Origin of the sequence: Agromyces sp. NPDC056965, assembly GCF_042673425.1 — a bacterium.
Taxonomy (GTDB): Bacteria; Actinomycetota; Actinomycetes; order Actinomycetales; family Microbacteriaceae; genus Agromyces.
The window spans coordinates 1-26,094 of record NZ_JBHURI010000062.1 but is presented as its reverse complement, the minus strand read 5'-3'; the positions used below and the strand labels follow the sequence as shown (position 1 = coordinate 26,094).

21 protein-coding genes are annotated in these 26,094 nt (G+C 69.3%); 12 read left to right on the top strand and 9 right to left on the bottom strand.

Annotated features, from left to right (window positions below; genetic code table 11):
• Positions 1 to 86: 86 nt before the first annotated feature.
• Together lipA and lipB are read right to left on the bottom strand one after the other, a co-directional pair.
• The gene (lipA, locus tag ACFTQE_RS15020; protein ID WP_375832821.1) at positions 87 to 1,076 is read right to left on the bottom strand and encodes a lipoyl synthase; all 990 of its coding nucleotides are present in this window, start codon (positions 1,074 to 1,076) and stop codon (positions 87 to 89) included.
• Positions 1,073 to 1,708: a lipoyl(octanoyl) transferase LipB gene (gene lipB / locus ACFTQE_RS15015; protein ID WP_375832823.1), complete on the bottom strand. Its 636-nt coding sequence runs from the start codon at positions 1,706 to 1,708 to the stop codon at positions 1,073 to 1,075. The genes lipA and lipB overlap by 4 nt, the downstream gene beginning before the upstream one ends.
• A gap of 187 nt (positions 1,709 to 1,895) precedes the next feature.
• On the opposite strand from lipB, the gene ACFTQE_RS15010 reads away from it, so the two are divergent.
• A complete protein-coding gene (locus ACFTQE_RS15010; protein ID WP_376925827.1) occupies positions 1,896 to 3,389 on the top strand; it encodes a hypothetical protein in 1,494 nt (497 codons plus the stop codon).
• On the opposite strand, the gene ACFTQE_RS15005 is transcribed toward ACFTQE_RS15010, so the two are convergent.
• The 3 genes from ACFTQE_RS15005 to ACFTQE_RS14995 all read right to left on the bottom strand — a co-directional run bounded on the left by ACFTQE_RS15005 (position 3,386) and on the right by ACFTQE_RS14995 (position 7,937).
• Entirely contained in the window at positions 3,386 to 4,924 is a 1,539-nt protein-coding gene (locus ACFTQE_RS15005) for a 2-oxo acid dehydrogenase subunit E2 (protein ID WP_376925826.1), read from the bottom strand. The two genes, ACFTQE_RS15010 and ACFTQE_RS15005, sit on opposite strands and share 4 nt — an antisense overlap.
• Positions 4,925 to 4,992: 68 nt before the next feature.
• The gene (gene lpdA, locus ACFTQE_RS15000; protein ID WP_376925825.1) at positions 4,993 to 6,366 is read right to left on the bottom strand and encodes a dihydrolipoyl dehydrogenase; all 1,374 of its coding nucleotides are present in this window, start codon (positions 6,364 to 6,366) and stop codon (positions 4,993 to 4,995) included.
• 98 nt (positions 6,367 to 6,464) lie between these two features.
• The gene (locus tag ACFTQE_RS14995) at positions 6,465 to 7,937 is read right to left on the bottom strand and encodes a leucyl aminopeptidase (RefSeq protein WP_376925824.1); all 1,473 of its coding nucleotides are present in this window, start codon (positions 7,935 to 7,937) and stop codon (positions 6,465 to 6,467) included.
• Between the two features lie 88 nt (positions 7,938 to 8,025).
• Here ACFTQE_RS14995 and ACFTQE_RS14990 point away from each other — a divergent pair, with 88 nt between their 5' ends.
• From ACFTQE_RS14990 to ACFTQE_RS14975, 4 genes are all read left to right on the top strand, one after another.
• Positions 8,026 to 8,952, top strand: coding sequence for a proteasome assembly chaperone family protein (locus tag ACFTQE_RS14990; RefSeq protein WP_376925823.1), 927 nt, complete (start codon positions 8,026 to 8,028; stop codon positions 8,950 to 8,952).
• 253 nt (positions 8,953 to 9,205) lie between these two features.
• Entirely contained in the window at positions 9,206 to 10,486 is a 1,281-nt protein-coding gene (locus ACFTQE_RS14985) for an RNA polymerase sigma factor (protein ID WP_376925822.1), read from the top strand.
• 7 nt (positions 10,487 to 10,493) lie between these two features.
• A complete protein-coding gene (locus tag ACFTQE_RS14980) occupies positions 10,494 to 11,750 on the top strand; it encodes a Mur ligase family protein (RefSeq protein ID WP_376925821.1) in 1,257 nt (418 codons plus the stop codon).
• A complete protein-coding gene (locus ACFTQE_RS14975) occupies positions 11,747 to 12,484 on the top strand; it encodes a type 1 glutamine amidotransferase (RefSeq protein WP_376925820.1) in 738 nt (245 codons plus the stop codon). The genes ACFTQE_RS14980 and ACFTQE_RS14975 overlap by 4 nt, the downstream gene beginning before the upstream one ends.
• Before the next feature lie 98 nt (positions 12,485 to 12,582).
• Here the strand turns inward: ACFTQE_RS14975 and ACFTQE_RS14970 are convergent, their stop codons facing one another.
• Positions 12,583 to 12,816 (bottom strand): hypothetical protein, encoded by a 234-nt coding sequence (locus ACFTQE_RS14970; protein ID WP_056008697.1) that lies wholly within the window; start codon positions 12,814 to 12,816, stop codon positions 12,583 to 12,585.
• Positions 12,817 to 12,962: 146 nt separating this feature from the next.
• On the opposite strand from ACFTQE_RS14970, the gene ACFTQE_RS14965 reads away from it, so the two are divergent.
• Positions 12,963 to 15,041 (top strand): type IIA DNA topoisomerase subunit B, encoded by a 2,079-nt coding sequence (locus ACFTQE_RS14965; RefSeq protein ID WP_376925819.1) that lies wholly within the window; start codon positions 12,963 to 12,965, stop codon positions 15,039 to 15,041.
• A 3-nt stretch (positions 15,042 to 15,044) separates the two neighbouring features.
• Here the strand turns inward: ACFTQE_RS14965 and ACFTQE_RS14960 are convergent, their stop codons facing one another.
• Complete coding sequence (locus ACFTQE_RS14960; RefSeq protein ID WP_376925818.1) at positions 15,045 to 16,388, bottom strand: FAD-binding oxidoreductase; 1,344 nt, start codon at positions 16,386 to 16,388, stop codon at positions 15,045 to 15,047.
• 115 nt (positions 16,389 to 16,503) lie between these two features.
• Complete coding sequence (locus tag ACFTQE_RS14955; protein WP_376925817.1) at positions 16,504 to 18,978, bottom strand: DNA topoisomerase (ATP-hydrolyzing) subunit A; 2,475 nt, start codon at positions 18,976 to 18,978, stop codon at positions 16,504 to 16,506.
• 140 nt (positions 18,979 to 19,118) lie between these two features.
• Here ACFTQE_RS14955 and ACFTQE_RS14950 point away from each other — a divergent pair, with 140 nt between their 5' ends.
• Complete coding sequence (locus ACFTQE_RS14950) at positions 19,119 to 20,201, top strand: alkaline phosphatase family protein (RefSeq protein WP_376925816.1); 1,083 nt, start codon at positions 19,119 to 19,121, stop codon at positions 20,199 to 20,201.
• A 74-nt stretch (positions 20,202 to 20,275) separates the two neighbouring features.
• Here ACFTQE_RS14950 and ACFTQE_RS14945 read toward each other — a convergent pair whose 3' ends face one another.
• The gene (locus ACFTQE_RS14945; protein WP_376925815.1) at positions 20,276 to 20,860 is read right to left on the bottom strand and encodes a DUF3043 domain-containing protein; all 585 of its coding nucleotides are present in this window, start codon (positions 20,858 to 20,860) and stop codon (positions 20,276 to 20,278) included.
• A gap of 37 nt (positions 20,861 to 20,897) precedes the next feature.
• On the opposite strand from ACFTQE_RS14945, the gene ACFTQE_RS14940 reads away from it, so the two are divergent.
• The 5 genes from ACFTQE_RS14940 (at position 20,898) to ACFTQE_RS14920 (ending at position 26,048) form a co-directional block, all read left to right on the top strand.
• Positions 20,898 to 22,352 carry a dipeptidase gene (locus tag ACFTQE_RS14940; RefSeq protein WP_376925814.1) on the top strand — a complete coding sequence of 485 codons (1,455 nt, stop codon included), beginning with the start codon at positions 20,898 to 20,900 and terminating at the stop codon, positions 22,350 to 22,352.
• Positions 22,353 to 22,431: 79 nt separating this feature from the next.
• Positions 22,432 to 22,782: an iron-sulfur cluster insertion protein ErpA gene (gene erpA, locus ACFTQE_RS14935; RefSeq protein WP_376925813.1), complete on the top strand. Its 351-nt coding sequence runs from the start codon at positions 22,432 to 22,434 to the stop codon at positions 22,780 to 22,782.
• Positions 22,783 to 22,980: 198 nt separating this feature from the next.
• Positions 22,981 to 23,874 (top strand): cytochrome c oxidase subunit II, encoded by an 894-nt coding sequence (gene coxB / locus ACFTQE_RS14930; protein ID WP_115958034.1) that lies wholly within the window; start codon positions 22,981 to 22,983, stop codon positions 23,872 to 23,874.
• A gap of 6 nt (positions 23,875 to 23,880) precedes the next feature.
• Positions 23,881 to 25,617 (top strand): cytochrome c oxidase subunit I, encoded by a 1,737-nt coding sequence (gene ctaD, locus ACFTQE_RS14925; protein WP_376925812.1) that lies wholly within the window; start codon positions 23,881 to 23,883, stop codon positions 25,615 to 25,617.
• A complete protein-coding gene (locus ACFTQE_RS14920) occupies positions 25,617 to 26,048 on the top strand; it encodes a cytochrome c oxidase subunit 4 (RefSeq protein WP_375832854.1) in 432 nt (143 codons plus the stop codon). Before ctaD ends, ACFTQE_RS14920 begins: the two co-directional genes overlap by 1 nt.
• Positions 26,049 to 26,094: the final 46 nt, after the last annotated feature.

The following is a 26,094-nucleotide window of genomic DNA, read 5'->3' as shown; positions in this document are numbered from 1 at the left end:
TTGGTGGGTGCATTGTACACACGGATCCGGGCGGGGTGGGCGGTCTCGGCCCGCGATCTGCACGCGGTCCGAGACGACGGATGCCGCTAGCCGACCGCCTGCGCGAAGCCGAGCGACGCGTCGGCGAGATGCGAGAGCTCTGCGGGGAGCTCTCGCCCCTTCGCGTGCATCGATTGCGCCCAGAGGCGGCCCGCCCGGTAGGAGGAGCGGACGAGGGGACCGGCGAGGACGCCGAGGAATCCGATCGCCTCGGCCTCCTCCTTGATCTCGATGAACTCCTCGGGGCGCACCCAGCGAGCGACCGGCAGGTGCCGCGGACTCGGCCGCAGGTACTGGGTCACCGTGATGATGTCGGTGCCGGCGTCGTGCAGGTCCTGCAGGGCCTGCGAGACCTCCGCCCGCTCTTCGCCCATACCGAGGATGAGATTCGACTTCGTGATGAGGCCGGCGTCGCGGCCCTGCGTGATCACATCGAGCGAGCGTTCGTAGCGGAACGCCGGTCGGATGCGCTTGAAGATGCGAGGCACGGTCTCGACGTTGTGGGCGAACACCTCGGGGCGTGCGGAGAACACCTCGCCGAGCAGTTCGGGCACGCCGTTGAAGTCGGGCACGAGGATCTCCACCCCGGTGCCGGGCGACTGCCGATGGATCTCGCGGATCGTCTCGGCGTAGAGCCAGGCGCCGCCGTCGGGCAGGTCGTCGCGGGCGACGCCCGTGACGGTGGAATAGCGGAGCTGCATGCGCACCACCGATTCACCCACGCGGCGCGGTTCGTCGGCGTCGAAGTCGGCCGGCTTGCCGGTGTCGATCTGACAGAAGTCGCAACGCCTCGTGCACTGCGATCCGCCGATGAGGAAGGTCGCCTCGCGATCCTCCCAGCACTCGTAGATGTTCGGGCAGCCGGCCTCCTGGCACACGGTGTGCAGGTCTTCGCTCTTCACGAGCGACTGCAGCGCCCGGTACTCGGGCCCCATCTTCGCGCGCGTCTTGATCCACTCGGGCTTGCGTTCGATCGGTGTCTGGGCGTTGCGGACTTCGAGGCGCAGCATCCTGCGCCCCTCGGGTGCGGTGCTCACGCGGCGATCGCCGCCTCGGCGCGGAACCGCGCGGAGATCGGTTCGACGAGATCGGCCGGGGTCACGGTGCGACCCAGTTCGCGGCTGATCGTCGTCACTCCGGCATCGCGGATGCCGCAGGCGACGATCCGTTCGTACGCGTCGAGCTCGTTGCTCGCATTGAGGGCGAAGCCGTGCATGGTGACGCCGCTCTCGACCCTGATGCCGATGGCCGCGATCTTGTTCTCGCGGCCGGGTGGGCCGACCCAGACGCCGGACCTGCCGTCGACGCGACGCGACTCGAGGCCGATGTCGGCGAGCACGTCGATGAGGATGCCCTCGAGCCGACGGACGTACCCGACGACGTCGATGGGTTCCGGCAGGCGCAGGATCGGATACCCGACCAGTTGGCCGGGGCCGTGCCAGGTGATCTTGCCGCCGCGATCGACGTCGATGACGGGGGTTCCGTCGGTCGGCCGTTCGTCGGGCGCAGTGCGCTTGCCGGCGGTGTAGACGGAGGGGTGCTCCAGAAGGAGTACGGTGTCGGGGCGTTCGCCCCCGACAACCGCGCGATGGACGGCGCGCTGAAGGTCGAGACCCTCGATGTACGGCACGGAGTTGGCGCTTAGCCCCGTGACGACGATGTCGAGCATGGGATTCAGCTTAGGTCACTCCTCCTCGACAACGGTCGTCGACGGGCTCCAATCCGCAGACCGCCGACCGGCGCGGCCGCGATGGGCGGCGACGGGCAAGCTCGACGGCATGGTTCGATCCTCGAGGCGAGGCCCCCGTCGTGGCTCCATCGACGGCTCCGACGCCGGCCCTGACGACGGCGCGTCGATGCACGATCCCCGGCCCGCCGGGGATTCGACCATCGCCGGCTACCGGTTGCTGCGACGCATCGCGTCGGGTGAGCGGGCCGACGTGTTCCTCGCGGCGGTCGACGGCACGGCCGACGATCCGGCGCCGCTCGTGGTCGTGCGGGTCTACGACGCCGCCGCGAGCGGGGCCGCGATCGCCCTCGAGATCGAGGCGATGTCGACGGATGCCTCGGGCTCGCTGCCTGCGCTCTATGATGTCGCGACGCTCGACGACGGGCGCTGCGCACTCGCAGTCGAGCGTCTTGCCGGGGCATCGATCGCTCGGGTCATCGCCGAGCGTCGGATCGCTCCGGGCGAAGCGGTCACGATGCTCGCACCGATCGCCGTCGCGGTCGGTGAACTCGCACAGCGAGGATTCGTGCACACGCGGCTCTCACCGGCAGACGTCCTGCTCGACGGTCGGGGGCGCCCTCGGCTCACCGGTCTCGGCGGGCTCGAGCGGCTCCCGGTGCCGCCGCACGAGCGCACGCCGCTCCTTCGAGCGGGCCATGCCGCCCTCGCCGACCTGATCCTCGAGGTGACCGCTTCGACGGAGCGGCCGGAAGCGTTCGCCGCAGTCATCGAACTGATGCGATCACGACTGACGACCCGGCCGTTCATGCCGTGCGAGGCGGAGCTCGAACGGGCGCTCTTCGCGGCTGCGCATCCCGCACCGATCCGCGGCATCGAGGTCGCAGCGCCGCGGGCAGGCCTTCCGTCGCGGGTGACCGCGCCGATCGCCGCTCAGCTGCATGAGGAGCACGCCGCCGATGCCGACGACGCATCAGATGCTCCCGCGCGAAGCGCGATCCGCACCGTGCTCGATCTCGCGCAGTGGCCCGGATTCGTGGCAGACGGGCGTCGCGGCGTGAACGGGGCCGGGTCGTCCATCGCTCGGAATCCGCCGGTCGGCGCCGTGAGCCGGGTGCGCACGATGCTGCGTCGACGGAGACCAGCACTCATCGTCGGGTCCCTGATGGGCGGCGGAGCACTCGTGGTGCTGCTCACGCTGGTGCCGCCGGGGCTGGGCGATGACGTGTCCTCGGGCGACGGACGTGAAGCACCCGCACGGGTCGACCGGGCGGTGGCCGCCGAACCATCGGAATCGGCGGTGCCGGCCGATGACGGGGTCGTCACCGCAGACGACGCGACGTCCGGTGACGATGTGGTGGCCGCCGTGCAAGCCCTGCTCTCGCGGCGCGCCGAGTGCTTCGATCAGCTCGATCTGGCCTGCCTGGAGGAGATCGTGCAGCCGGGGTCAGCCGCAGAGGCCGCTGAGGTCGCGGCGATGGGCGTCGCGCGCGACGGGGGAGACCCGCCATCGGCCCTCGACCCGTCGCGAATCACCGTCGCTGCCGAGATGGGTTCGGCAGTGCTCGTCACCGTTCCCTACGCAGCCGTCGAACGAGAACCGGCCTCGCTCCTCGTGATGAGGGGCGAGGCCGGTTGGCGACTTCGAGAGCTCTTCGGCTAGATGCCGAGGTCCGCCTCGAACGCACCCTCTTCGAGCCGCTGCTTGACCGCGGTGAGGAAGCGGGCGGCGTCGGCGCCGTCGATGATGCGGTGGTCGTACGAGAGCGCCAGGTAGACCATCGACCGCACGGCGATCGCGTCGGCGCCGTCGGTCGAGACGACCACGGGACGCTTCACGACGGTGCCGGTGCCGAGGATCGCCGACTGCGGCAGGAACACGACCGGCGTGTCGAAGAGCGCACCGCGCGAGCCGGTGTTCGTCAGGGTGAAGGTGCCCCCCGACAGCTCATCGGGCTTCAGCTGGTTGTTGCGGGTGCGCTCGGCGAGGTCGGCGATCTGCGCGGCGAGGCCGGCGATGTCGAGCTCGGCCGAGTCGCGGATCACCGGCGTGAGCAGGCCGCGCTCGGTGTCGACCGCGATGCTCATGTTCTCCTGCGCCGGGTAGACGATGCTGTCGCCGTCGACGGTGGAGTTGATGATCGGGTACGCGCGGAGTGCCTCAGCCGCTGCCATCGCGAAGAACGGCAGGAACGAGAGCTTGTTGCCGGTCTTGGCGAGGAAGTCGCCCTTGACCTTGTCGCGCAGGCGCGCAACACGCGTCACGTCGACCTCGACGACGGTCGTCAGCTGCGCGGTCGAGGTCATCGAGACCACGGCGCGCTCGGCCACGACCTTGCGCAGGCGCGTCATCGGCACGGTCGTGCCGCGCAGCGGCGAGATCTCGAGCTCCTGACGGGCCGGAGCGGCCTCGGCGGCTGCCGCGGGCGCGACGTTCGCCGAGATGACGTCCTGCTTGCGGATGCGACCGCCGACGCCCGTGCCGGTGACACTGGCGAGGTCGACGCCCTGCTCGTTCGCGAGCTTGCGGACGATCGGGGTGACGTAGCCTGCGGGGCCGGCGTGCGAGCCGCCGGTCGGCGCCGCCGGAGCTGCCGGTGCGGCCGGCTCGGCCACGGGTGCTGCGGGAGCAGCGGGAGCTGCCGGTGCCTGTGCGACGGGCTCTGCGACCGGCGCTGCAGGAGCAGCGGGAGCTGCCGGTGCCTGTGCGACGGGCTCTGCGACCGGCGCCGCGGGAGCAACGGGTGCTGCCGGTGCCTGTGCCACGGGTTCTGCAACCGGAGCTGCCGGTGCAACGGGCTCCGCGGCGGGTGCCGGGGGAGCAGCCGGTGCTGCCGGTGCCTGAGCGACCGGCTCGGCGACCGGTGCCGCAGGTGCGGCCGGCTCGGCAGGAGCTGCCGGAGCAGCCTCGGTGACGGGCGCTGCAGCCTCGGGGGCGGCCGGAGCAGCGGCTGCACCCGATCCGTCGCCGATCGTCACGAGCGCAGTGCCGACCTCGACGGTCTCGTCCTCCTGGACGAGGATCGCCTCGATGACACCCGCGACTGGCGACGGGATCTCGGTGTCGACCTTGTCGGTCGAGACCTCGAGCAGCGGCTCGTCGACCTCGACACGGTCGCCGACATTCTTCAGCCAGCGGGTGACCGTGCCCTCAGTGACACTCTCTCCGAGTGCCGGGAGGCTGACGGATTCGCTCATGCGCTTGTCTCCTTCACAGCGTGGGAACGCTTTCTAGCTTATTGCAGTCGTGGATGGGTACGACGGGTTCAGATGGCGTGGAGCGGCTTGCCGGCCAGCTTCAGCACGGCCTCGCCGAACGCCTCGCCCTGGGTCGGGTGGGCGTGGATGAACGGGGCGATGTCTTCGGGGTAGGCCTCCCAGTTCACAGCGAGCTGCGCCTCGGCGATGAGCTCGCCGACGCGGCCGCCGATCATGTGCACGCCGACGATCGGTCCCTCGTTCACGCGGACGACCTTGATCGAGCCCGACGTGCCGAGGATCGAGCTCTTGCCGTTGCCGGCGAGGTTGTACTCGAACGACGACACCTGGTCGGCGCCGAACTTCTCGGCGGCCTTCGCCTCGGTGTAGCCGACGGAGGCGACCTCGGGCTCGCAGTACGTGATCTTCGGGATGTTCACGTCTTCGACGACGATCGGGGCGAGGCCCGCGATCTCCTCGGCGATGAAGATGCCCTGCTGGTAGCTGCGGTGCGCGAGCTGGAGCCCGGGGACGATGTCACCGGCGGCGTAGACGCCCGGGACGCTCGTCTCGAGGCGGTCGTTCGTGATGACGAAGCCGCGGTCGATCGTGATGCCGGCCTCTTCGTACCCGAGGTTCTGCGTGACCGGGCCGCGGCCGACGGCGACGAGCAGCAGCTCGGCCTCGTAGGTGGTGCCGTTCTCGAGCGTGACGACGACGCCGTCGTCGTTCTGGGTCACGCTCTGGAAGCGCACGCCGAGCGAGTACTCGATGCCGCGCTTGCGGAATGCGCGCTCGAGCTGCTTCGAGATGGTCTCCTCCTCGTTGGGCACGAGGTGGGGCAGCGCTTCGATGATGGTGACGTCGGCGCCGAAGGAGTTCCAGACGCTCGCGAACTCGACGCCGATGACGCCGCCGCCGAGCACGGCGACCTTCTTCGGGATGAAGTCGAGCTCGAGCGCCTGCTCGCTCGTGATGACGCGGCCGCCGATCTCGAGGCCCGGCAGCGATCGCGAGTAGGAGCCCGTGGCGAGCACGACGTTCTTGCCGACGTAGCGGTCGTCGCCGACGGCCACGGCATTGGCGCCGACGAGGCGGCCCTCACCGGCGACCACGGGGATGCCGCGTGCCTTCAGCAGGCCCTGCAGGCCCTTCCACTTGCTCGCGACGATGCCCTCGCGGTAGGCCGAGACGCCGGCGATGTCGACGCCCTCGAACGAGGTCTTGACACCGTACTTCGCAGATTCGCGGGCCACCTCGGCGACCTCTGCCGAGTGCAGCAGGGCCTTCGTGGGGATGCAACCGCGGTGGAGACACGTGCCGCCGAGCTTGTCCTTCTCGATCACCACGGCGGTCATGCCGAGTTCGACGGCACGGATCGCAGCGGCGTAACCGGCGCTGCCTCCGCCCAGGACGACAATGTCAAAGTTCTGCTCGGACAAACGCTCTCTCCCTTGCGCACCAGATCTGCGACACGGACTGCTCCCGGTTCGTTGCCGGGACAGGGTGTATGGGCGAGGATCTCGCCCATACGACCTTACTACCCTGCGGAGAGCTGCTCGCCCAGGCGGACGAGCGTGCGAACGGCGATGCCGGTGGCGCCCGAACCGGTGAAGCCATGGCCCGCTGCGGTGTTGTGGGACGGCCCTGCGATGTCGAGGTGCGCCCATGGGATGCGCGTCTCGGTGCCCGTGCGGAGCCCGACGAACTCCTGCAGGAAGACGCCTGCGAGCAGCATGCCGGGCACCGTCATGCCGAGCTTGGTGTTCGCGAGGTCGGCGACGTCCGACTTCAGGTACGGCATGAGGTCGCGGGGGAGCGGCATCGGCCACGTCGACTCGTCGACCTGGTCCGCCGCCGCGCGCACCCGGCCGACGAGCTCCTCCTCACCCATGAGGCCTGCGATGCGGTGGCCGAGGGCGACCATCTGGGCACCCGTCAGGGTCGCGACGTCGACGATCGCGTCGGGCTGCTCCTCGCTCGCGGCGACCAGGCCGTCGGCGAGCACGAGCCGGCCCTCCGCATCGGTGTTGATGACCTCGACGGTCTTGCCGCCGCGGATCCGCAGCACGTCGTTCGGGCGGACTGCGGTGGAGGAGGGCAGGTTCTCGGCGATGCAGAGCCAGCCGGTGACCCGGATCGGCACCTCGAGCTCGGCGAGGGCCACCATGGCCGAGAGCACCGTCGCGGCACCCGCCATGTCGGTCTTCATGCCGACGAGCGACATCATCGGCTTCAGCGAGATGCCGCCCGAGTCGTACGTGATGCCCTTGCCGACGAGGGCGAGGTGAAGGGATGCCCCGGCCGGCGTGTAGTCGAGGCGCACGAGCCGCGGACCGCGACTCGAGCCCTGACCGACTGCGAGGATGCCGCCGAAGCCGTCGGCCGCGAGCGCCTCCTCGTCCCAGACCTTCGACCCGATGCCCACGGCCGCAGCCGTCTCGACGGCGATCTCCGCGAGTCGCGCGGGGAACAGGTCGGCGGGCGGCATGTTGACGAGGTCCTTCGTCGTCGCGACGGCGGCGACCACTGCACGGACCCGGTCGAGGCCGATCACGGCGTCGTCGAACACGGAGTGGAGCACGATGCTCGTCGGTCGCGGCCTCGTCTCCGAACGGAGGCCGTCGTACCCGTACGCGCCGAGCCCGGCGCCCTCGAGCAGCGCGGCGGCGGCCTCGGCGTCGGCGGTCGGCACGGCGATCGCCACCGTGAACTCGCCCTTCAGCTGGCGGAGCGCGCTGCCGGCGGCCAGGCGGAGGCTCGCGGCATCCGCTCGCTCGCCGACGCCCACCACGGCGACGATGCGGGGGCCGCCCGCTGCACCCGGGATGCGGATGAGCTCTTCGGCCGTGCCGCCGACGCCGAGCGTCTCGAGCGCGCCAGCGACCCATTCGAAGCCCGCCTCGGCCAGGAGCTCGGGGCCGTCGGCGCCCTTTCGAACGGCGAGCAGCACGACATCGGCATCGGAGGTCGCAGCGGGGGAGTCGGTCACGGAGAGGGAGGGAACAGCCATGCGACCGATCGTACGTGTTCGCTCTCGGCATCACGTGGACGACCGGTGATCCGGAGGCGGGCGCAACCGGTCTCAGTAGGCTGGAAGCATGCGAGACCCCCGCTCCCTGTACGAGTTGAACCCCGACGTGATCGTTCCCGCCGGGCTTCCGCTGGTTGCGGGGCTCACCGGCTACGCCGATGCGGGCGGGGCCGTCGCGCAGACCACCGAGTACCTGCTCTCCACCCTCGACAGCACGGTCGTGGCATCCTTCGAGGCCGACGAGCTGCTCGACTACCGAGCCCGGCGGCCGATCATCCTCTTCGAGGGCGACCACCTCACCGAGTACACGCCGCCACGACTGAGCCTCGACCTCGCGGTCGACGAGCTCGGCCAGCAGTTCCTGCTCCTCACCGGGTTCGAGCCCGACTACCAGTGGCAGCGATTCAGCTCGGCCGTGCTCGACCTGATCGAGCGGTTCGAGGTCTCGTCCACCACCTGGATCAACTCGATCCCCATGCCGGTGCCGCACACGCGGCCCGTCGGCGTGACCGTGAGCGGCAACCGCTCCGAACTCATCGAGGCCATGTCGATCTGGCGGCCGACGACGCAGGTGCCCGCCAACGTGCTGCACCTCGTCGAGTTCCGGCTCCAGGAGCTCGACCACCCGACCACGGGGTTCGTGCTGCTCATTCCGCACTACCTCTCCGACGCCGAGTACCCCTCCGCCGCGATCACTGCGCTCGAGGCGATCAGCGCCGCGACCGGGCGCATCTTCCCGACCGATGCGCTGCGCGAGCAGGGGCGGGACTTCATCGCGCGCATCGACGAACAGGTCTCCGAGAACGCCGAGCTCGCGAAGCTCGTCGGCACGCTCGAGCAGCGTCACGACTCCTACATGGAAGGGACCACGCTCCGGTCGCCGCTCACCGACGAAGACGGCGAGCTGCCGTCGGCCGACGAGATCGCCGCCGAGCTCGAGAAGTTCCTCGCCTTCCGCCGCGCGAACGACGACGACACGCCGCGCGGACGCTGACCGACGGGGGAATGCCCGCCGCCGCCTCGATGTTGTAGCAACAGGAGGGCGAGTCGGGCCCGTTCAGGCGGTTTGCGGTGCACGGGTCTGTATAATGGAGGCAGGACCCGTTCTGGCCCGCTGGCGTGGTGAAAGACCATGCCGATGCAGCGGACTTGACATGGGTCCTCATAGTGTCCGAAAACGACCGGACCGAGTGCATGAGCCGAGTCCGTGAGGGCACGAGCGCACGACGGTAGGAGAGGTTCAACGAATGGCAACGACGAAGGCTGCGAGCGAGGCGGAGAAGCCCGCTGCGAAGCGCGCGACCGCCGCGAAGTCGACCGCCGCGAAGACGCCCGCGAAGGCTGCGGCCACCCCCGCGGCGAAGACGCCGCGCGCAACGACCGCGAAGGCCGCGACCAAGCCCCGGGCCAAGGCGAAGGCCAAGGACGACGAAGACGAGGGTGAAGAGGTCGTCGACCTCGAGGTCGCCGAAGGCGCCGAGGACTCGGCAGCCGACGCCGACGACGACGACACGAAGGCCGTCGCGGTCGAGCCGCACCCCACTGGCGCGCTCGTGCTGCGCGCGGTCGACGACGAAGACGAGGTCCCGGTCTACTCGAGCGCCATCACCGGCGCGACGGCCGACCCCGTCAAGGACTACCTGAAGCAGATCGGAAAGGTCGCGCTCCTGAACGCGGCCGAAGAGGTCGAGCTCGCGATGCGCATCGAGGCGGGCCTGTTCGCCGAAGAGAAGCTCTCGCACATGACCGACGCCGAGAAGCGCTCGCAGCTCGGCCGCGAGCTGCAGTGGGTCGCGAAGGACGGACAGCGCGCGAAGAGCCACCTGCTCGGCGCGAACCTCCGCCTCGTGGTCTCGCTCGCCAAGCGCTACACGGGTCGCGGCATGCAGTTCCTCGACCTCATCCAGGAGGGCAACCTCGGCCTCATCCGTGCGGTCGAGAAGTTCGACTACACCAAGGGCTTCAAGTTCTCGACTTACGCGACGTGGTGGATCCGCCAGGCGATCACCCGCGCGATGGCCGACCAGGCGCGCACCATCCGCATCCCCGTGCACATGGTCGAGGTCATCAACAAGCTCGCCCGCGTGCAGCGCCAGATGCTGCAGGACCTGGGTCGCGAGCCCACGCCCGAAGAGCTCAGCCGCGAACTCGACATGACCCCCGAGAAGGTCATCGAGGTGCAGAAGTACGGTCGCGAGCCCATCTCGCTGCACACGCCGCTCGGTGAGGACGGCGACAGCGAGTTCGGCGACCTGATCGAGGACACCGAGGCGGTCGTCCCGGCCGACGCGGTGGGCTTCACGATGCTGCAGAAGCAGCTCGAGTCGCTCCTCGACTCGCTGAGCGAGCGCGAGGCCGGCGTCATCCGCATGCGCTTCGGCCTCGGCGACGGCATGCCGAAGACCCTCGACCAGATCGGCGACACCTTCGGGGTCACGCGCGAGCGCATCCGCCAGATCGAGTCGAAGACGATGGCGAAGCTGCGTCACCCCTCGCGTTCGCAGTCGCTCCGCGACTACCTCGAGTAGGCCGCCGGTGCGCTACGCGCCGGCGATCCTCGTCGGCAGGCTCACCCGATTCGCCGCCCGGCTGCGCAAGCCCGGCGGCGGATCGGCTGTTCCCGGCCTGGTCGTCAACCGCATCGCCCCGAAGTACCTGAAGCGCACGCTCTCGGGCTTCCCGCAGGGGCTCGTCGTCGTCTCGGGATCGAGCGGCAAGTCGACCACGACCAAGATGCTCGTCGCGATCCTCCGCGCCCACGGCGTCGACGTCTTCACGAACCCGTCGACGGCGAACATCAGCCAGGGCCTCACCTCGGCTCTACTCGAGCAGGCCGATTGGCGCGGCCGCGTGCCCGGCGAGGTCGCGGTGCTCGAGATGGACGAGGGCCACGGCGCCCTCGTCATGCAGGGCGTCGACGCGCGAGTCGTGTGCCTCACGAACGTCATGGTCGACCAGATCGACCGGTTCCACGACTCCGAGATGGTCGCCTCCATGCTCGCGCGCATCGCCGCGCGTGCGGGCGAGTCGATCGTCGTGAACGCCGACGACGCGTACCTCGAGCGCCTGGCCGAACGGGTGCGGCCCGGGGTGGCCGTGCATCGCTTCGGTGTCACCGATGCCGTGCTGGCGGCCTCGCCGCGGGGACTCGGCTACACCGAGACGAGCAGCACCCGGCTCTCGAGCGGCACCGAGGTGCTCGTCGAGACGGTCGACGGCGCCGCTGCGGTGCTCGACGACGCCGGGGCATCCGTCTCGATCGGCCTGCCGGCACGCGGCGTGCACTACGCCGTCGATGCGGCAGCGGCATACGCCACGGCCAAGGCGGTGCTCGGCGAGCGCTTCTCGAGCTCGACAGCCGCCGACGCGCTGAGCGCCATCCCCGCCGTGTTCGGCCGGGGCGAGCGCACCACCGTCCGCGGTCACGACGTCGAGTTCGTGCTCGTTCAGAACCCCGCGAGCTACCAGCTCAACGTCGACAGCATCGCGCCGGGCACCGAGCAGATCCTGTTCGCGATCGGTTCCGACGTGCGCGACCCCTCCTATTTCTGGCCGACGGATGCCGGTTCGCTCGGGCGGGTCTCGATCGTGACGGGCTCGAAGTCGGCCGAGGCTGCGCTCATGCTCGCCTACGACGGCGTGGAGATCGACCGCGTCGAGCCCGATCTCGGCACCGCAGTCGACGACTTCCTGGCGATGCCGGCCCCCGAGTCCGGAGTCAAGACGATCGTCTTCACCGCCGACGCCATGCGACGCACTCGCGCCCACCTCGGACTCGCTGGAGCAGAATGACCCTCTCGATCGTCTCGTTGCTTCCCCGACTCCAGAACACGAACGGCGACGCCGAGAACGCGGGGGTGCTCGCAACGCGCGCGCGCTGGGCCGGCCTCGACGCAGAGGTCGTCGACGTCGAGTCGGCCGCGCAGCTGCCGCCGCGGGTCGACGCGATCGTGCTCGGCTCGGGCAGCGACTCGTCACTCGACGAGAGTCGCGAGCTGCTGCTCACGATGCACGACGAGTTCCGCCGCTGGGGCACCGAGGGGGTTCCGATCCTCTCCATCGGCACCGGCTGGGAGCTCCTCAGCTGGGGCATCGAACTCGCCAGTGGGCGGACCGTCGAGGGCCTCGGCATCCTGCCCGGCCGTTCGGTGCCGCGCGCGAACCGCGTGACCGGCGACGTCGTCGCGAAGAGCCCGCGCTTCGGCATGCTCGTGGGCTTCGAGAACCACGCCCGCGACTACGTCGGTGCCGAGGCCTCGCCGCTCGGTCGTCTCCGTGCAGGCCACGGCAACGGCCGTGACTCCGGCCAGGAGGGCGCGGTCATGGGCGACGTCTACGGCACGCATCTGCATGGCCCGGTGCTCGCCAAGAACCCGGTGTTCGCCGATCGCCTGCTCGAGACGATGGCGTCGCGCGCCGGGCTCGAGTACGTCGCAGGCGAGCGCGCGCAGGCCGTCGACGCCTATGCGTCCGCCGCACGTGCCGCGCAGCTGGCAGCGGCGGGCGTCTCGATCTCCGAGTCCTGAGACCGGCCGAGTCCTGAGACCGGCCGAGTCCTGAGACCGGCCGAGTCCTGAAACGACGAACGCCCCGGACGAGCCGGGGCGTTCGTGGAGTCGGTCGGTCAGCTGCGATCCGCGAGCAGCTTGCTCGACTCGTCGTGCCAGCTGTGCGCGATCTGCGAGAGCTTCTCCTGGTGCTTGCGACCGTGGTGGGCGCAGAACAGCAGTTCGCCGCTCGCGACGACGACGCGGATGTACGCCTGCGCGCCGCAGGCATCGCATCGATCGAGCGCGGTGAGCTCGTAAGGGGTCTCGAGTTCATCGACCGCACCGGTGGTCTCGGTGTACTGGGTCATGGCTCCTCCTTCGTCGCTCATGCGTGGTGTTCCGTTCATCAATGAAAACACGAGTGCGGGCCGGTTCCTTCCGTTGGGCCGGGCATTTCGCTCAGCGCGTAGTGGCTGAGTGGATGTGTCGGTGCAGCTCAGTAGGCTTGTTCGACGTGAGCTCCGACTATTCCGCCCGCCATCTCTCCGTGCTCGAGGGCCTCGAGGCCGTGCGCAAGCGACCCGGCATGTACATCGGTTCGACCGACTCCCGCGGCCTCATGCACTGCCTCTGGGAGATCATCGACAACTCGGTCGACGAGTCGCTCGCGGGTCACGGCAACGAGATCGGCGTGACCCTGCACCCCGATGGCAGCGTCGAGGTGCGCGACCGCGCACGCGGCATCCCCGTCGACATCGAGCCCAAGACGGGGCTGTCCGGCGTCGAGGTCGTGTTCACGAAGCTGCACGCGGGTGGCAAGTTCGGCTCCGGCTCCTACGCCGCCTCCGGTGGACTGCACGGCGTCGGCGCGTCCGTCGTCAACGCGCTCTCCGAGCGACTCGATGTCGAGGTCGACCGCGACGGCAAGACCTGGGCCATGTCGTTCCACCGGGGCGAGCCCGGCAACTTCGCCGACTCCGGTGCGCCGTCGCCCGATGCGCCCTTCACGCCGTTCGAGCAGCGCAGCGAGCTCCGGGTCGTCGGCAAGGTCGCGAAGGGCGTCACCGGCACGCGCATCCGCTACTGGGCCGACCGGCAGATCTTCACGAAGGGCGCCGAGTTCCAGACCGAGGAGCTCCTCGGTCGCGCGCGGCAGACCGCGTTCCTCGTTCCGGGGCTCGCGATCGACGTCACCGACGAGCGCGGAGAGGCCCCGCACACCACCTCGTTCCAGTTCGACGGCGGCATCTCCGAGTTCGTCGAGCACCTGGCGACCGATGCACCGCTCACCGACGTCTGGCGCCTGACCGGTTCCGGTCACTTCACCGAGACCGTGCCCGTGCTCACCGAGGGCGGCGCGATGGTGCCGACCGAGCTGAAGCGCGAGTGCGTCGTCGACATCGCACTGCGGTGGGGCACCGGCTACGACACGGTCATCCGCTCGTTCGTCAACATCATCGCGACGCCCAAGGGCGGCACGCACCAGGCGGGCTTCGACCAGGGCCTCCTGAAGTTCCTGCGCCAGCAGGTCGAGCAGAACGCTCGACGGCTGAAGGCCGGCAACGACAAGCTCGAGAAGGACGATGTGCTCGCCGGCCTCACGGCCGTCGTGACGGTGCGCCTGCCCGAGCCGCAGTTCGAGGGCCAGACGAAGGAGGTGCTCGGCACCCCCGCCGCGCGGTCCATCGTCTCGAGCGTGCTGACGAAGGAGCTCGGCACGCGCTTCGCCTCCACGAAGCGAGACGACAAGAACCAGGCGGCCCTGCTGCTCGACAAGGTCGTCGCCGAGATGAAGTCGCGCATCTCCGCGCGCGCGCACAAAGAGACGCAGCGCCGCAAGAACGCGCTCGAGAGCTCGTCGCTTCCCGCGAAGCTCGTCGACTGCCGATCGAACGACGTCTCGCACAGCGAGCTGTTCATCGTCGAGGGCGACTCGGCACTCGGCACCGCCAAGCTCGCTCGCGACAGCGAGCACCAGGCGCTGCTGCCGATCCGCGGCAAGATCCTGAACGTGCAGAAGGCGAGCGTCGCCGACATGCTGGCGAACGCCGAGTGCGCCTCGATCATCCAGGTGATCGGTGCCGGGTCGGGCCGGAGCTTCGATCTCGAGGCCGCCCGCTACGGCAAGGTCATCCTGATGGCCGATGCCGACGTCGACGGTGCGCACATCCGCACGCTGCTGCTCACGCTCTTCTTCCGCTACATGCGACCCATGATCGAGAACGGCCGGGTGTTCGCGGCCGTGCCGCCGCTGCACCGCGTCGTCGTGATGAACCCGGGTTCGAAGCCGAACGAGACGATCTACACGTACTCCGAGGCCGAGCTCAAGGGCGTGCTCGCGACGCTCGACCGGCAGAAGAAGCGGTACCAAGACCCGATCCAGCGGTACAAGGGACTCGGCGAGATGGACGCCGATCAGCTCGCGACGACCACGATGGATCGTCGGCACCGCACGCTGCGTCGCGTGGGCATCGGGGACGCCGAGAACGCCGGGCGGGTGTTCGAACTGCTCATGGGCACGGATGTCGCGCCGCGCAAGGAGTTCATCATCGAGAGCTCGGACTCGCTCGAACGCGACCGCATCGACGCCTGACGCTCAGCCGGCGCTCGGCCGGATGTTCTGGTTCAGGTGGAAGACGTTGCCGGGGTCGTACACGTCCTTGACCGCGGTCAGTCGCGCCAGCTGGTCTGCGGAGTAGGCGCGGCGGATCCCTGCTTCGCCGTCATCGCCGAGCACGTTGACGTACGCCCCGCTGGAGAACTCGTCCATCGTGTTCGCGTAGCGTCGCGCGGCCGCCATCCTCGGCGCGTCGTCGTCGGGCGAGCGCCAGCGCGATGCGGCGACGAACTCGAACGCCGTGTCCCTCCTCGAGAAGGCGGTGGCATCGCCGGGCACGTCGGCGATGGCGCCGCCGTACGCCTGCAGGCTCACGTCGGGCGACATCTCGCCATCGCGAGCGAGCAGCGCATCGATCAGGTCGTTCCCGAGCTCCCGGAAGTAGTGTCCCTTCCAGTACCGACGCCATTCGTGGCCCTCGATGTCATCTTCACGGGTCTGCAGCTGCAGGTAGCTGAGCGCATCGATCGAGGAACGGGCGGGCGCCGCCACCTCGGCGAGACGTCGCTCGAGTTCGTCGACCCGCGGACGAGCGACGACGGGATCGCCGACCCACACGAACCCGAGCGCGACAGTGTCTCCTGAGATCGTGGCGGTGAAGGTGGCCTCCCTCGGTGCATCGGCAGCGAGGTCGCGCCAGACGCGCATCGCGGCTGCGGTCGCGGTCGCATCGTTCTCGATCGAGGAGTGGAACTCGACGGAGATCGCATCACCGGGCTCGGGATGCAGCGCGAACTCGAAGGCGGTGACGACGCCGAAGTTGCCGCCGCCGCCGCGCAGCGCCCAGTCGAGTTCGCCGTGGGAGTCTCGGTCGACCCGCAGCCGCTCACCGTCCGCCGTGACGAGCTCGAACGCGATCACGTTGTCGCAGGCGAGCCCGTGTCGCCTCGCAAGCCACCCCATGCCGCCGCCGAGGGTGAGCCCGCCGACGCCCGTGTGCGAGACGTTGCCCGCCGTCGTCGCGAGGCCGTGCTGCTGGGATGCTCGATCGAGGGCGCCGAGGAGCGCGCCGCCCTGCACCCGCGCACGCCGCTCGGCCGCGTCGACCTGCACGTCGCCCATGGGGCGGAGATCGATCATGAGGCCGTCGTCGGGGACGGCGTGACCGACGATGCCGTGCCCGCCGCAGCGCACGCCGATCTCGAGGTCGTGCCCGGTGGCGAACCGGATGGCGGCTGCGACGTCGTCGGCATCTGCGCAGCGCGCGATGTATCGCGGTCGCCGGTCGATCATGCCGTTCCAGACCGTGCGGGCTTCGTCGTAGCCGTCGTCGCCGGGCTCCAGCACGGTTCCGGCGATGTCGCGCAAGGTGGCGTGCACCATGGATGGCCCTCCCGTTCGCCCGCGAGCCGGCGCGCGAACGAGTGCGGGCGCTCTTCGACGGGCACGGCCGAATATGCCCCTCCGGCGCGCCCGCGTCAACCCCGGGCGACGGGCGTCAGCCGATGCGCGTGCCGATCGCGCCGACGACCGCCTCGAGCGCCTGGCCGGAGGCGTCGCGCTTGGCGCCGCTGTCGGGCAGGGTGCGAGCCGTGCCGTCAGGCCCGACGGCGAGGGCGGGGGAGCGGCCGACCCAGGCGAGGTGCAGTGCGTCTTCGCCCTTCAGGAAGCGCTGCGCACGCACGCCGCCGGTCGCGCGGCCCTTGGCCGGGAACTCCGCGAAGTCGCTGACCTTGGCGCTGCCGGGGTCGGTGCCGAGCAGCGTGTCGGTCGTCGCCGCGATCGTGACCACGACCGTCTCGGGCACGTCGCCCGCGGCGATGCTCGTGAAGTGCACGACGTGTGCGCCGCTGCCGAGGTTGATGCCGGCCATACCGCCGGCGGGGCAGCCCTGCGGCCGCACCGTCGCGGCCGGGAACCGCAGCAGCTGCGCATCGCTCGCGACGAAGACGAGTTCGTCGCTCTCGTCGCCCTGCACTGCGCCGACGACCTCGTCGCCGGCCTTCAGGCCGATCACCTCGAACTCGGGCTTGTTCGGGTAGGCGCCGGTCGACACGCGCTTCACGACACCCTGCTTCGTTCCGAGCGCGATCGATCGATCGGCGTCGAGGGAGACGATCGCGAGCACCTTCTCGTCGCGGTTCGGCAGTGCGAGGTAGTCGCCGATCTTGACGCCTGCGCCGAGCTGCACCGAGGTCGGCGGCAGCATCGGCAGGTCGACGGGCGTGAAGCGGATGAGCCGGCCGAGGCTCGTCACGGCGCCGATCTCGGCCCGGCTCGTCGTGTCGAGCGTCGAGCGGATGGCGTCGTGCTTGCTGCGACGGGCGGGCACCGTGATGGCGGGTGCGCCCTCGTCGCCGACGGGCAGGTCGACGCGTGCGATGCGACCGGTGGCCGAGAGGAACACGCGGCAGGGCACGTCGGCGACCTCGAGGATCGCAGCGGCGCGCTTCGCCGCGGCACCGGCGATGCTCGGCCGGGCATCGGTGAGCAGGGTACGCCGCGGAGTGCCGAACCGCTCGGCGATCTCGGCGAGCTCGTCGGAGACGAGCGCCTCGATGCGGTGCCGGCTCGAGAGCAGTGCCTCGAGCTCGGCGATCTCGGCGCGGAGCTTGTCGCGCTCGGCCTCGAGCTCGATGCGCGAGAACTTCGTGAGTCGTCGCAGCTGCAGCTCGAGGATGTAGTCGGCCTGCACCTGGCTGAGGTCGAACACCTCGATGAGTCGGGCACGGGCGGCGGCGGTGTCATCGCTGCCGCGGATGAGCTGGATGACCTCGTCGATGTCGAGGATCGCGATGAGCAGGCCGTCGACGAGGTGCAGGCGCTCGCGCCGGCGAGCCAGGCGGTACTCGGAGCGACGGGTGACGACCGAGATGCGGTGCGCCACGTAGACCTGGAGCAGCTCCCGCAGGCCGAGGGTCTGCGGACCGCCGTCGACCAGTGCGACGTTGTTGATGTTGAACGAGTCCTCGAGCGGCGTCAGCCGGTAGAGCTGTTCGAGCACGGCGTCGGGGCTGAACCCCGTCTTGATGCCGATGACGAGCCGCAGCCCGTTCGTGCGGTCGGTGAGGTCGGTGACGTCGGAGATGCCGTTGATCTTCTTGGCGTTGACGCCGTCCTTGATCTTCTCGATGACCTTCTCGGGGCCGACGAGATAGGGCAGCTCCGTGACGACGAGGCCGGTCTTGCGGGCCGTGATCGACTCGACGCTCACCTTGGCGCGCGTCTTGAAGCTGCCGCGGCCGGTGGCGTAGGCGTCCTTGATGCCCGAGAGGCCGACGATCGTGCCGCCGGTGGGCAGGTCGGGTCCGGGCACGTACTCCATGAGCTCGTCGAGCGTGGCGTTCGGGTGCGCGATGAGGTGCCGCGCGGCGCCCACGACCTCGATGAGGTTGTGCGGCGCCATGTTGGTCGCCATGCCCACGGCGATGCCGCTCGCGCCGTTGACGAGCAGGTTCGGGTAGGCCGCGGGCAGCACCTCGGGCTGGGTGAGCTGGTTGTCGTAGTTCGGCACGAAGTCGACGACGTTCTCGTCGAGCCCCTCGGTCATCGCGAGCGCGGGGGAGGCGAGGCGGGCCTCGGTGTAGCGCGATGCGGCGGGGCCGTCGTCGAGCGAGCCGAAGTTGCCGTGGCCGTCGATGAGCGGCACGCGCAGTGTGAAGGCCTGGGCCATGCGCACGAGGGTGTCGTAGATCGCCGTGTCACCGTGCGGGTGGAGCTTTCCCATGACCTCGCCGACGACGCGCGCCGACTTCACGTGCCCGCGATCGGGCCGCAGCCCCATCTCGGTCATCTGGTAGAGGATGCGTCGTTGCACGGGCTTGAGGCCGTCGCGGGCGTCGGGCAGCGCTCGCGAGTAGATGACGGAGTACGCGTACTCGAGGAACGAGCCCTGCATCTCGTTGGCGACGTCGACGTCTTCGATGCGCTCGACGATCGGGTCTTCGGCGGGCTGGTTCTTTGCTCGGGTCATCCGTCGTCTCTGGGGCGGGCGTGCCATGCACGCAGGGAACAGGGGCGCGCCCGGCCTGTGCCAGACTGGGCGCGATGTCTGCAATGCTACCGGTGCCGGCCGACACCGCCCCGCGCCTTGCCGGGGTCCTCGGCAGTTCGATGTCGGCCGTCCTTGGCCTCCCGAACGAACTGGGCCTTCCCCGGGCATCGGCCGTCGTCGTCGTGCTCGTCGACGGGCTCGGCGCCTCGAACCTCCAGGCGCGAGCCGGGCACGCGAGGTTCCTCGCCTCGCGCATGGCGAAGCGCGACGTGCTCCGCACCGTGTTCCCGTCGACCACCGCGGCCGCGATCGCGACGTTTGCGACCGGCCGGCCCCCTGGAGACCACGGCCTCGTGGGCTACCGCGTGCTCGACGCCGCGGGCGACCGGGTCGTGAACCAACTGAGCGGTTGGGACGCCGGCATGCGACCCGAGACGTGGCAGCGGCTGCCGACGCTCTTCGAGACGATGCGCGAGGCCGGTGTCGCCGGCTATGCCATCGGCGCAGCCAGGTATTCCGACTCGGGCTTCACGCGCGCCGTGCTCCGCGGTGCGGAGTACCGCCCCGGGGCATCCGTCGCCGACCGCTTCGCCGAAGCCGATCGCATCCTCGCGACCGGTGAGCCCGCGGTCGTCTACCTCTACGTGCCCGAACTCGACCAGGCCGCGCACGCGCACGGCTGGGAGTCCGACAAGTGGCTCGGCCAGCTCGAGACGCTCGACGCCGAACTCGCGGCCTTCGAACGACGGATGCCGCGTGGCGCGGGCCTGCTCGTCACCGCCGACCACGGCGTGGTCGACGTGCCGATGCACCGACACGTCTTCATCGACGACCGGCCCGAGCTGCTCGTCGGGGTGCGTCATGTCGGGGGAGAGCCGCGGTGCGTGGCGCTGTACTTCGAGCCCGGGCTCGAGGCATCCGCTCGCAGCGCCCTCGTCGAAGGATGGCGCGCCGCCGAGGGACATCGCTCGTGGGTGCTGAGCCGCGACGAGGCCATCGAGGCGGGACTCTACGGCGAGGTCGCGGGCGACGTGCGCGATCGCATCGGCGACATCATCATCGCGGCGCGCGCGGGAATCGCCTACTACGACCGCAGGGAGCCGAACCGCCAGGCGGAGGCCATGATCGGCCAGCATGGATCGCTGAGCGACGAGGAGACGCGCGTGCCGCTCGTTCGTGCAGGGGCGTTCAGCCGCAACTGACGCGGCGCGTGTTCACCGGGACACGTGCTCGGGCGCCTCGGGGCGAGCGATCCGCCGCCCCGAGGCATCCGGGATCACTCGGGGTAGTTCCAGCGCTTGACCTGCGGCTTCGGCAGGCGCAGCGGGCGCAGCTGCAGTGCGCGCATCGCGGCGTACCAGCGCACGCGCTCGACCTTGTCGGCGCCGAACTTCGCCGCGAGCTTCTTCGTGACGATGAAACCGAGCACGACGGAGTCGATGACCGCGACGAGGAAGAACGCCCAGAGCGAGAGGATGCCGATGGACTGCACCTCGGGGCTCGGCACGAACGTCAGCAGGATCACGGCGAACATCACGGGGATCAGGACCTCGCCGATGCTGAATCGCGCGTCGACGTAGTCGCGCACGTACTTCTTCTGCGGGCCGCGGTCTCGAGCCGGCAGGTAGCGCTCGTCGCCGACGGCCATGCCGACACGGGCGCGCTCGCGCGACTCCGCCGCCTTGGCGCGGGCCTGCTTGGCCGCCTCTTTGCGGTCGTTCGGCACGAGCGGACGCTTGCGAGCCGCCTCTTGCTGCGCCCGGCTCGGCGTGGGCGCACCCTTGCCGGCCTTCAAGCGAGCCTGGGTCTCTTGGAGCGTCTCGGCGCTCGGTTCTTCGGTGTTGTTCGGGTTCTTGGCCACGGGATTCCTCGAATCGGTTCCCCTTAAGATTACCGGCATGACCGAGTCTCATCCCGCCGTCAGCGGAACTTCCGACCCCACCTCCACGAGCGACGCGCTGCGCAGCGCCGTCGAAGCCGCCTTCCCAGCCACGATCGCCGATCTCACGCGGCTCGTGAAGATCCCCTCGGTGTCGTGGGCGGCCTTCGACGAGGCCCACGTCGAGGCGAGCGCCGAGGCCGTCGCCGAGCTCGTGCGCGGGCTCGGGGTCTTCGACCTCGTCGAGATTCGTCGCGCCGCGATCGGTGAGGGCGACGGCGCGGGCGAGGGCACGGAAGCCGCGCTCGGCAAGCCGGCCGTCGTGGCACGCCGTGCTGCGCGCAACGGGCGACCGACGGTCCTCCTCTACGCCCACCACGACGTGCAGCCGCCCGGGGAGGATGCCGACTGGGAGTCGGCGCCGTTCGAGCCGACGCTTCGCGGCGACCGCCTGTACGGGCGCGGCGCAGCCGACGACAAGGCCGGCGTGATGGCGCACATCGGAGCCATCCGCGCGCTCACCGAGGTGCTCGGCACGGACTTCGACCTCGGCATCGCACTCTTCATCGAGGGAGAGGAGGAGTCGGGTTCGCTCTCGTTCGCCAACTTCCTGCATGAGAACCGCGAGCTGCTCGAGGCGGACGCGATCGTCGTCGCCGACTCCGGCAACTGGGACCTCGAGACCCCGGCCCTCACCGTCGCGCTCCGCGGCGCAGTGGCCTTCCGCATGCGGGTGTCGACGCTCGCGCACGCCTCGCACTCGGGGATGTTCGGGGGAGCGGTGCCCGACGCCATGCTCGCGGCGATCCAGCTGCTCGCCACCCTCCACGACGAAGACGGCTCGGTCGCGGTCGCGGGGCTCACCTCGGCCGACCTCGAGACCCCCGCCTACGACGAGGCGCAGCTCCGTGCGGAGACGGGCCTGCTCGATGGCGTCTCACCGATCGGGCGCGGCGAGATCCTCTCGCGCATCTGGGCGCAGCCGGCGATCACGGTCACGGGCATCGACGCACCCTCTGTGGCCAACGCCTCCAACACGCTCGTGCCGAGCGTGGCCGTGCGCGTGAGCGCTCGCGTGGCGCCGGGCCAGCGCGACGTCGACGCCCTCGTTGCGATCCGCTCGCACCTCGAAGCGCGTGCGCCGTTCGGCGCGAAGCTCGAGTTCGACGCCGTGGAGCTCGGCAACCCGTTCCTCGTCGACACCTCGGGCTGGGCCGTGGCGGAGTCGAACGCGGCGATGGCGGAGGCCTGGGGCAAGGAGCCCGTCGAGATCGGGGTCGGCGGGTCCATCCCGTTCATCGCCGAACTCGTCGCGGAGTTCCCCGCCGCCCAGATCCTCGTGACCGGTGTCGAGGATCCCGACTCCCGTGCGCACAGCCCCAACGAGTCGCTCCACCTCGGGGTGTTCCAGCGCGCGTTGCTGAGCGAGGCCCTCTTCCTCGCCCGTCTCGACGCACGGAGTGAGGATTCCTGAGAGCGTGCAGGGTGCGACCGCCGTTCCTGCCGTTACCATGGAAGAAGGTTCCGCGTTCCCTGACGCACCGAGGAGAGACATGAGCGACACGATCACCGAGACCGCGCACGGCGTGAAGCTGAGCGACCCCGCCGCCGACAAGGTGCGCAACCTCCTCGAGCAGGAGGGCCGCGACGACCTGCGTCTGCGCGTTGCCGTGCAGCCCGGCGGTTGCTCGGGCCTCATCTACCAGCTCTACTTCGACGAGCGCCTGCTCGACGGCGACGCCGTCGTCGACTTCGAGGGCGTCGAGGTCGTCGTCGACAAGATGAGCGTGCCGTACCTCGATGGCGCGTCGATCGACTTCGAGGACACGATCCAGAAGCAGGGCTTCACGATCGACAACCCGAACGCGGAAGGCAGCTGCGCCTGCGGTGACTCGTTCCACTGACGCACCCTGATCAGCTCCGAAGGGAGGTCGCGAAAGCGACCTCCCTTCTGTGTTTTCGCCGATAGGGAGGGAAATCAGCGATCCGACGCGCCCGACACCGCGCCCGAGTGCACACCCCGGGGGTCGAGTCGGAGTAGGCTAGACAACGATCACCGCGCTTCACTGTGAAGCGCCTTCGAGTCTCCCGAAAGGTCACCGGTGCGCAACAACCGCCGTCTCCGATGGGCTGCAATCCCGATCGCAGCGTCGCTCAGTCTCGTCCTCGCAGGGTGCACGCAGGCCCAGTTGAACGGATTCCTCCCCGGATTCGTCGAGGGTGAGGCGCCGGTAACGAACCACACCGAGCGTGTCTCAGGCCTCTGGGTCACCTCGTGGATCGTGCTGCTGATCGTGGGTGTCATCACCTGGGGTCTCACGATCTGGGCCGTCGTCGCCTACCGTCGCCGCAAGGGCCAGACCGGCCTCCCGGTGCAGCTGCGCTACAACATGCCGATCGAGGTCTTCTACACGATCATCCCGCTGATCCTCGTGCTGGGCTTCTTCGCCTTCACCGCACGCGACCAGGCGGCGATCGAGCAGCGCTTCGCCGAAGACCAGATCGACGTCAAGGTCGAGGTCATCGCCAAGCAGTGGGCGTGGGACTTCAACTACGTCAAGGAAGACGTGTACTCGCCCGGCATCCAGGGCCAGCTCTCCGAAGAGGGCCCCAAGGGCTCGCTCGTGCAGGAGGAGCTGCCGACCCTGTACCTGCCCGTCGGTGCGAACGTCGAGATCGAACTCGAGTCGCGTGACGTCATCCACTCGTTCTGGGTCGTGGACTTCCTCTACAAGAAGGACATGTACCCGGGTAAGACCAACTACATGTCGTTCGTGCCCGAGCGCGAAGGCACGTACGCGGGCAAGTGCGCCGAGCTCTGCGGCGAGTACCACTCGCTCATGCTCTTCAACGTCGAAGTCGTCTCGCAGGCCGAGTACGACGACTACATCGAGTCGCTCCGCGACGCGGGCCAGGAAGGCCAGCTGTCGAACGAGTACGACCGCAACCAGAACCTGCCCGGCACGGGCGCGCCCGAATTGAAAGAGGAGCACTAAGCCGCGATGAGCACCACGACCGCACCGGCTCGCCCCTCTGCGAGCACGCTTCCGTTCGGCGCTTCCAAGGTCGAACGCAAGGGCAACATCCTCGTCAAGTGGATCACGTCCACCGACCACAAGGTCATCGGGTACATGTACCTGATCACCGCGTTCATCTACTTCTGCATCGGCGGCGTCATGGCGCTGATCATCCGGGCGCAGCTCTTCGAGCCGGGCCTCGAGATCATCCAGACGCGTGAGCAGTACAACCAGCTCTTCACGATGCACGGCACGATCATGCTGCTCATGTTCGCGACCCCGCTGTTCGCCGGGTTCGCCAACGTGCTCATGCCGCTGCAGATCGGCGCTCCCGACGTGGCGTTCCCGCGTCTGAACGCCTTCGCGTACTGGCTCTTCAACTTCGGTTCGCTGATCGCGGTCGCCGGCTTCTTCACCCCGCAGGGTGCCGCGTCCTTCGGATGGTTCGCCTATCAGCCACTCGCATCGACGACGTTCTCGCCAGGTGTCGGCGGAAACCTCTGGATGCTCGGCCTCGGCCTCTCCGGCTTCGGCACGATCCTCGGCGCGGTGAACTTCATCACCACGATCATCACGATGCGCGCACCCGGCATGACCATGTTCCGCATGCCGATCTTCACGTGGAACACCCTCGTGACGTCGATCCTCGTGCTCATGGCCTTCCCGGTGCTCGCCGCCGCGATCCTGGCCGCCGCCGCCGACCGCATCTTCGGTGCCCATGTGTTCGACCCCGCCAACGGCGGCGTCATCCTGTGGCAGCACCTCTTCTGGTTCTTCGGCCACCCCGAGGTCTACATCATCGCGCTGCCGTTCTTCGGCATCGTCTCCGAGATCTTCCCGGTCTTCAGCCGCAAGCCGATCTTCGGATACAAGACCCTGATCTACGCGACCATCGCCATCGCGGCGCTCTCGGTCACGGTCTGGGCCCACCACATGTACGTCACCGGCTCCGTCCTGCTGCCGTTCTTCGCCCTCATGACGATGCTCATCGCAGTGCCGACGGGTGTGAAGATCTTCAACTGGATCGGCACGATGTGGCGCGGCTCGATCACCTTCGAGACCCCGCTCATCTGGTCGCTCGGCTTCCTCATCACCTTCGTGTTCGGTGGCCTCACCGGCGTCATCCTCGCCTCGCCGCCGCTCGACTTCCACGTGTCCGACACGTACTTCGTCGTCGCGCACTTCCACTACGTGGTGTTCGGCACCGTCGTCTTCGCGATGTTCGCCGGCTTCTACTTCTGGTGGCCGAAGTGGACCGGCAAGATGCTGAACGAGACGCTCGGCAAGTGGCACTTCTGGCTGCTCTTCATCGGCTTCCACACGACGTTCCTCATCCAGCACTGGCTCGGAGTCGTGGCGATGCCTCGCCGGTACTACTCGTACCTGCCTGAAGACAACATCACCTGGATGAACCAGCTGTCGACGATCGGCGCCGGCATCCTGGCGGTCTCGATGATCCCGTTCTTCCTGAACGTGTACATCACGGCTCGTCGGGCACCCAAGGTGACGGTCAACGACCCCTGGGGCTACGGAGGCTCGCTCGAGTGGGCGACCAGCTGCCCGCCGCCGCGTCACAACTTCACGTCGATTCCGCGCATCCGTTCGGAGCGTCCTGCGTTCGACCTCAACCACCCCGAGGCGGGCATCCCGGTCGGCATCGGTCCGGCGAAGGACGCACCGCAGTCGCCCACGTACGACGCTGCTTCGGAGGAGATCAAGTAATGCGCGCGAACGTCAACCTCTTCTGGATCCTGACGGTCTTCCTGCTGATCGTCGCGGGTGTCTACGTCGGGTGGAGCTGGGCCGACAACGTGTCGCATGGCCTCAACCACCCCGAGTGGGCCGGATCCGTCGCGATCACGCTGACGGCGGTGCTGAGCGCGTTCATCGCGTTCTACCTCGGCCGTGTGCACAAGGCGCAGGGCGCTGAACTGCCCGAGGACCGCCTCGACGCGAACATCGACGACGGCGACGCAGAGCTCGGATTCTTCAGCCCGTGGAGCTGGTGGCCGATCGTGCTCGCCGGCGCGGCAGCGCTCATGTTCCTCGGTCTCGCAGTCGGCTTCTGGATCTCGTTCATCGCAGTCGGCATCGGCGTGATCGCCCTCGTCGGCTGGGTATACGAGTACTACCGCGGCAACTTCGCCCGCTGATCTCAGCCGGCTGACTGAACGGCCCCGTGCGCATCGCGCCCGGGGC

Coding starts and splice junctions, on each gene's coding strand:
- lipB (WP_375832823.1), bottom strand. CDS start 1,708: ATGCTCGACATCGTCGTCACGGGGCTAAGCGCCAACTCCGTGCCGTAC.
- ACFTQE_RS15010 (WP_376925827.1), top strand. CDS start 1,896: ATGCACGATCCCCGGCCCGCCGGGGATTCGACCATCGCCGGCTACCGG.
- ACFTQE_RS15005 (WP_376925826.1), bottom strand. CDS start 4,924: ATGAGCGAATCCGTCAGCCTCCCGGCACTCGGAGAGAGTGTCACTGAG.
- ACFTQE_RS14995 (WP_376925824.1), bottom strand. CDS start 7,937: ATGGCTGTTCCCTCCCTCTCCGTGACCGACTCCCCCGCTGCGACCTCC.
- ACFTQE_RS14990 (WP_376925823.1), top strand. CDS start 8,026: ATGCGAGACCCCCGCTCCCTGTACGAGTTGAACCCCGACGTGATCGTT.
- ACFTQE_RS14985 (WP_376925822.1), top strand. CDS start 9,206: ATGGCAACGACGAAGGCTGCGAGCGAGGCGGAGAAGCCCGCTGCGAAG.
- ACFTQE_RS14975 (WP_376925820.1), top strand. CDS start 11,747: ATGACCCTCTCGATCGTCTCGTTGCTTCCCCGACTCCAGAACACGAAC.
- ACFTQE_RS14970 (WP_056008697.1), bottom strand. CDS start 12,816: ATGACCCAGTACACCGAGACCACCGGTGCGGTCGATGAACTCGAGACC.
- ACFTQE_RS14960 (WP_376925818.1), bottom strand. CDS start 16,388: ATGGTGCACGCCACCTTGCGCGACATCGCCGGAACCGTGCTGGAGCCC.
- ACFTQE_RS14955 (WP_376925817.1), bottom strand. CDS start 18,978: ATGACCCGAGCAAAGAACCAGCCCGCCGAAGACCCGATCGTCGAGCGC.
- ACFTQE_RS14950 (WP_376925816.1), top strand. CDS start 19,119: ATGTCGGCCGTCCTTGGCCTCCCGAACGAACTGGGCCTTCCCCGGGCA.
- ACFTQE_RS14940 (WP_376925814.1), top strand. CDS start 20,898: ATGACCGAGTCTCATCCCGCCGTCAGCGGAACTTCCGACCCCACCTCC.
- erpA (WP_376925813.1), top strand. CDS start 22,432: ATGAGCGACACGATCACCGAGACCGCGCACGGCGTGAAGCTGAGCGAC.
- ctaD (WP_376925812.1), top strand. CDS start 23,881: ATGAGCACCACGACCGCACCGGCTCGCCCCTCTGCGAGCACGCTTCCG.
- ACFTQE_RS14920 (WP_375832854.1), top strand. CDS start 25,617: ATGCGCGCGAACGTCAACCTCTTCTGGATCCTGACGGTCTTCCTGCTG.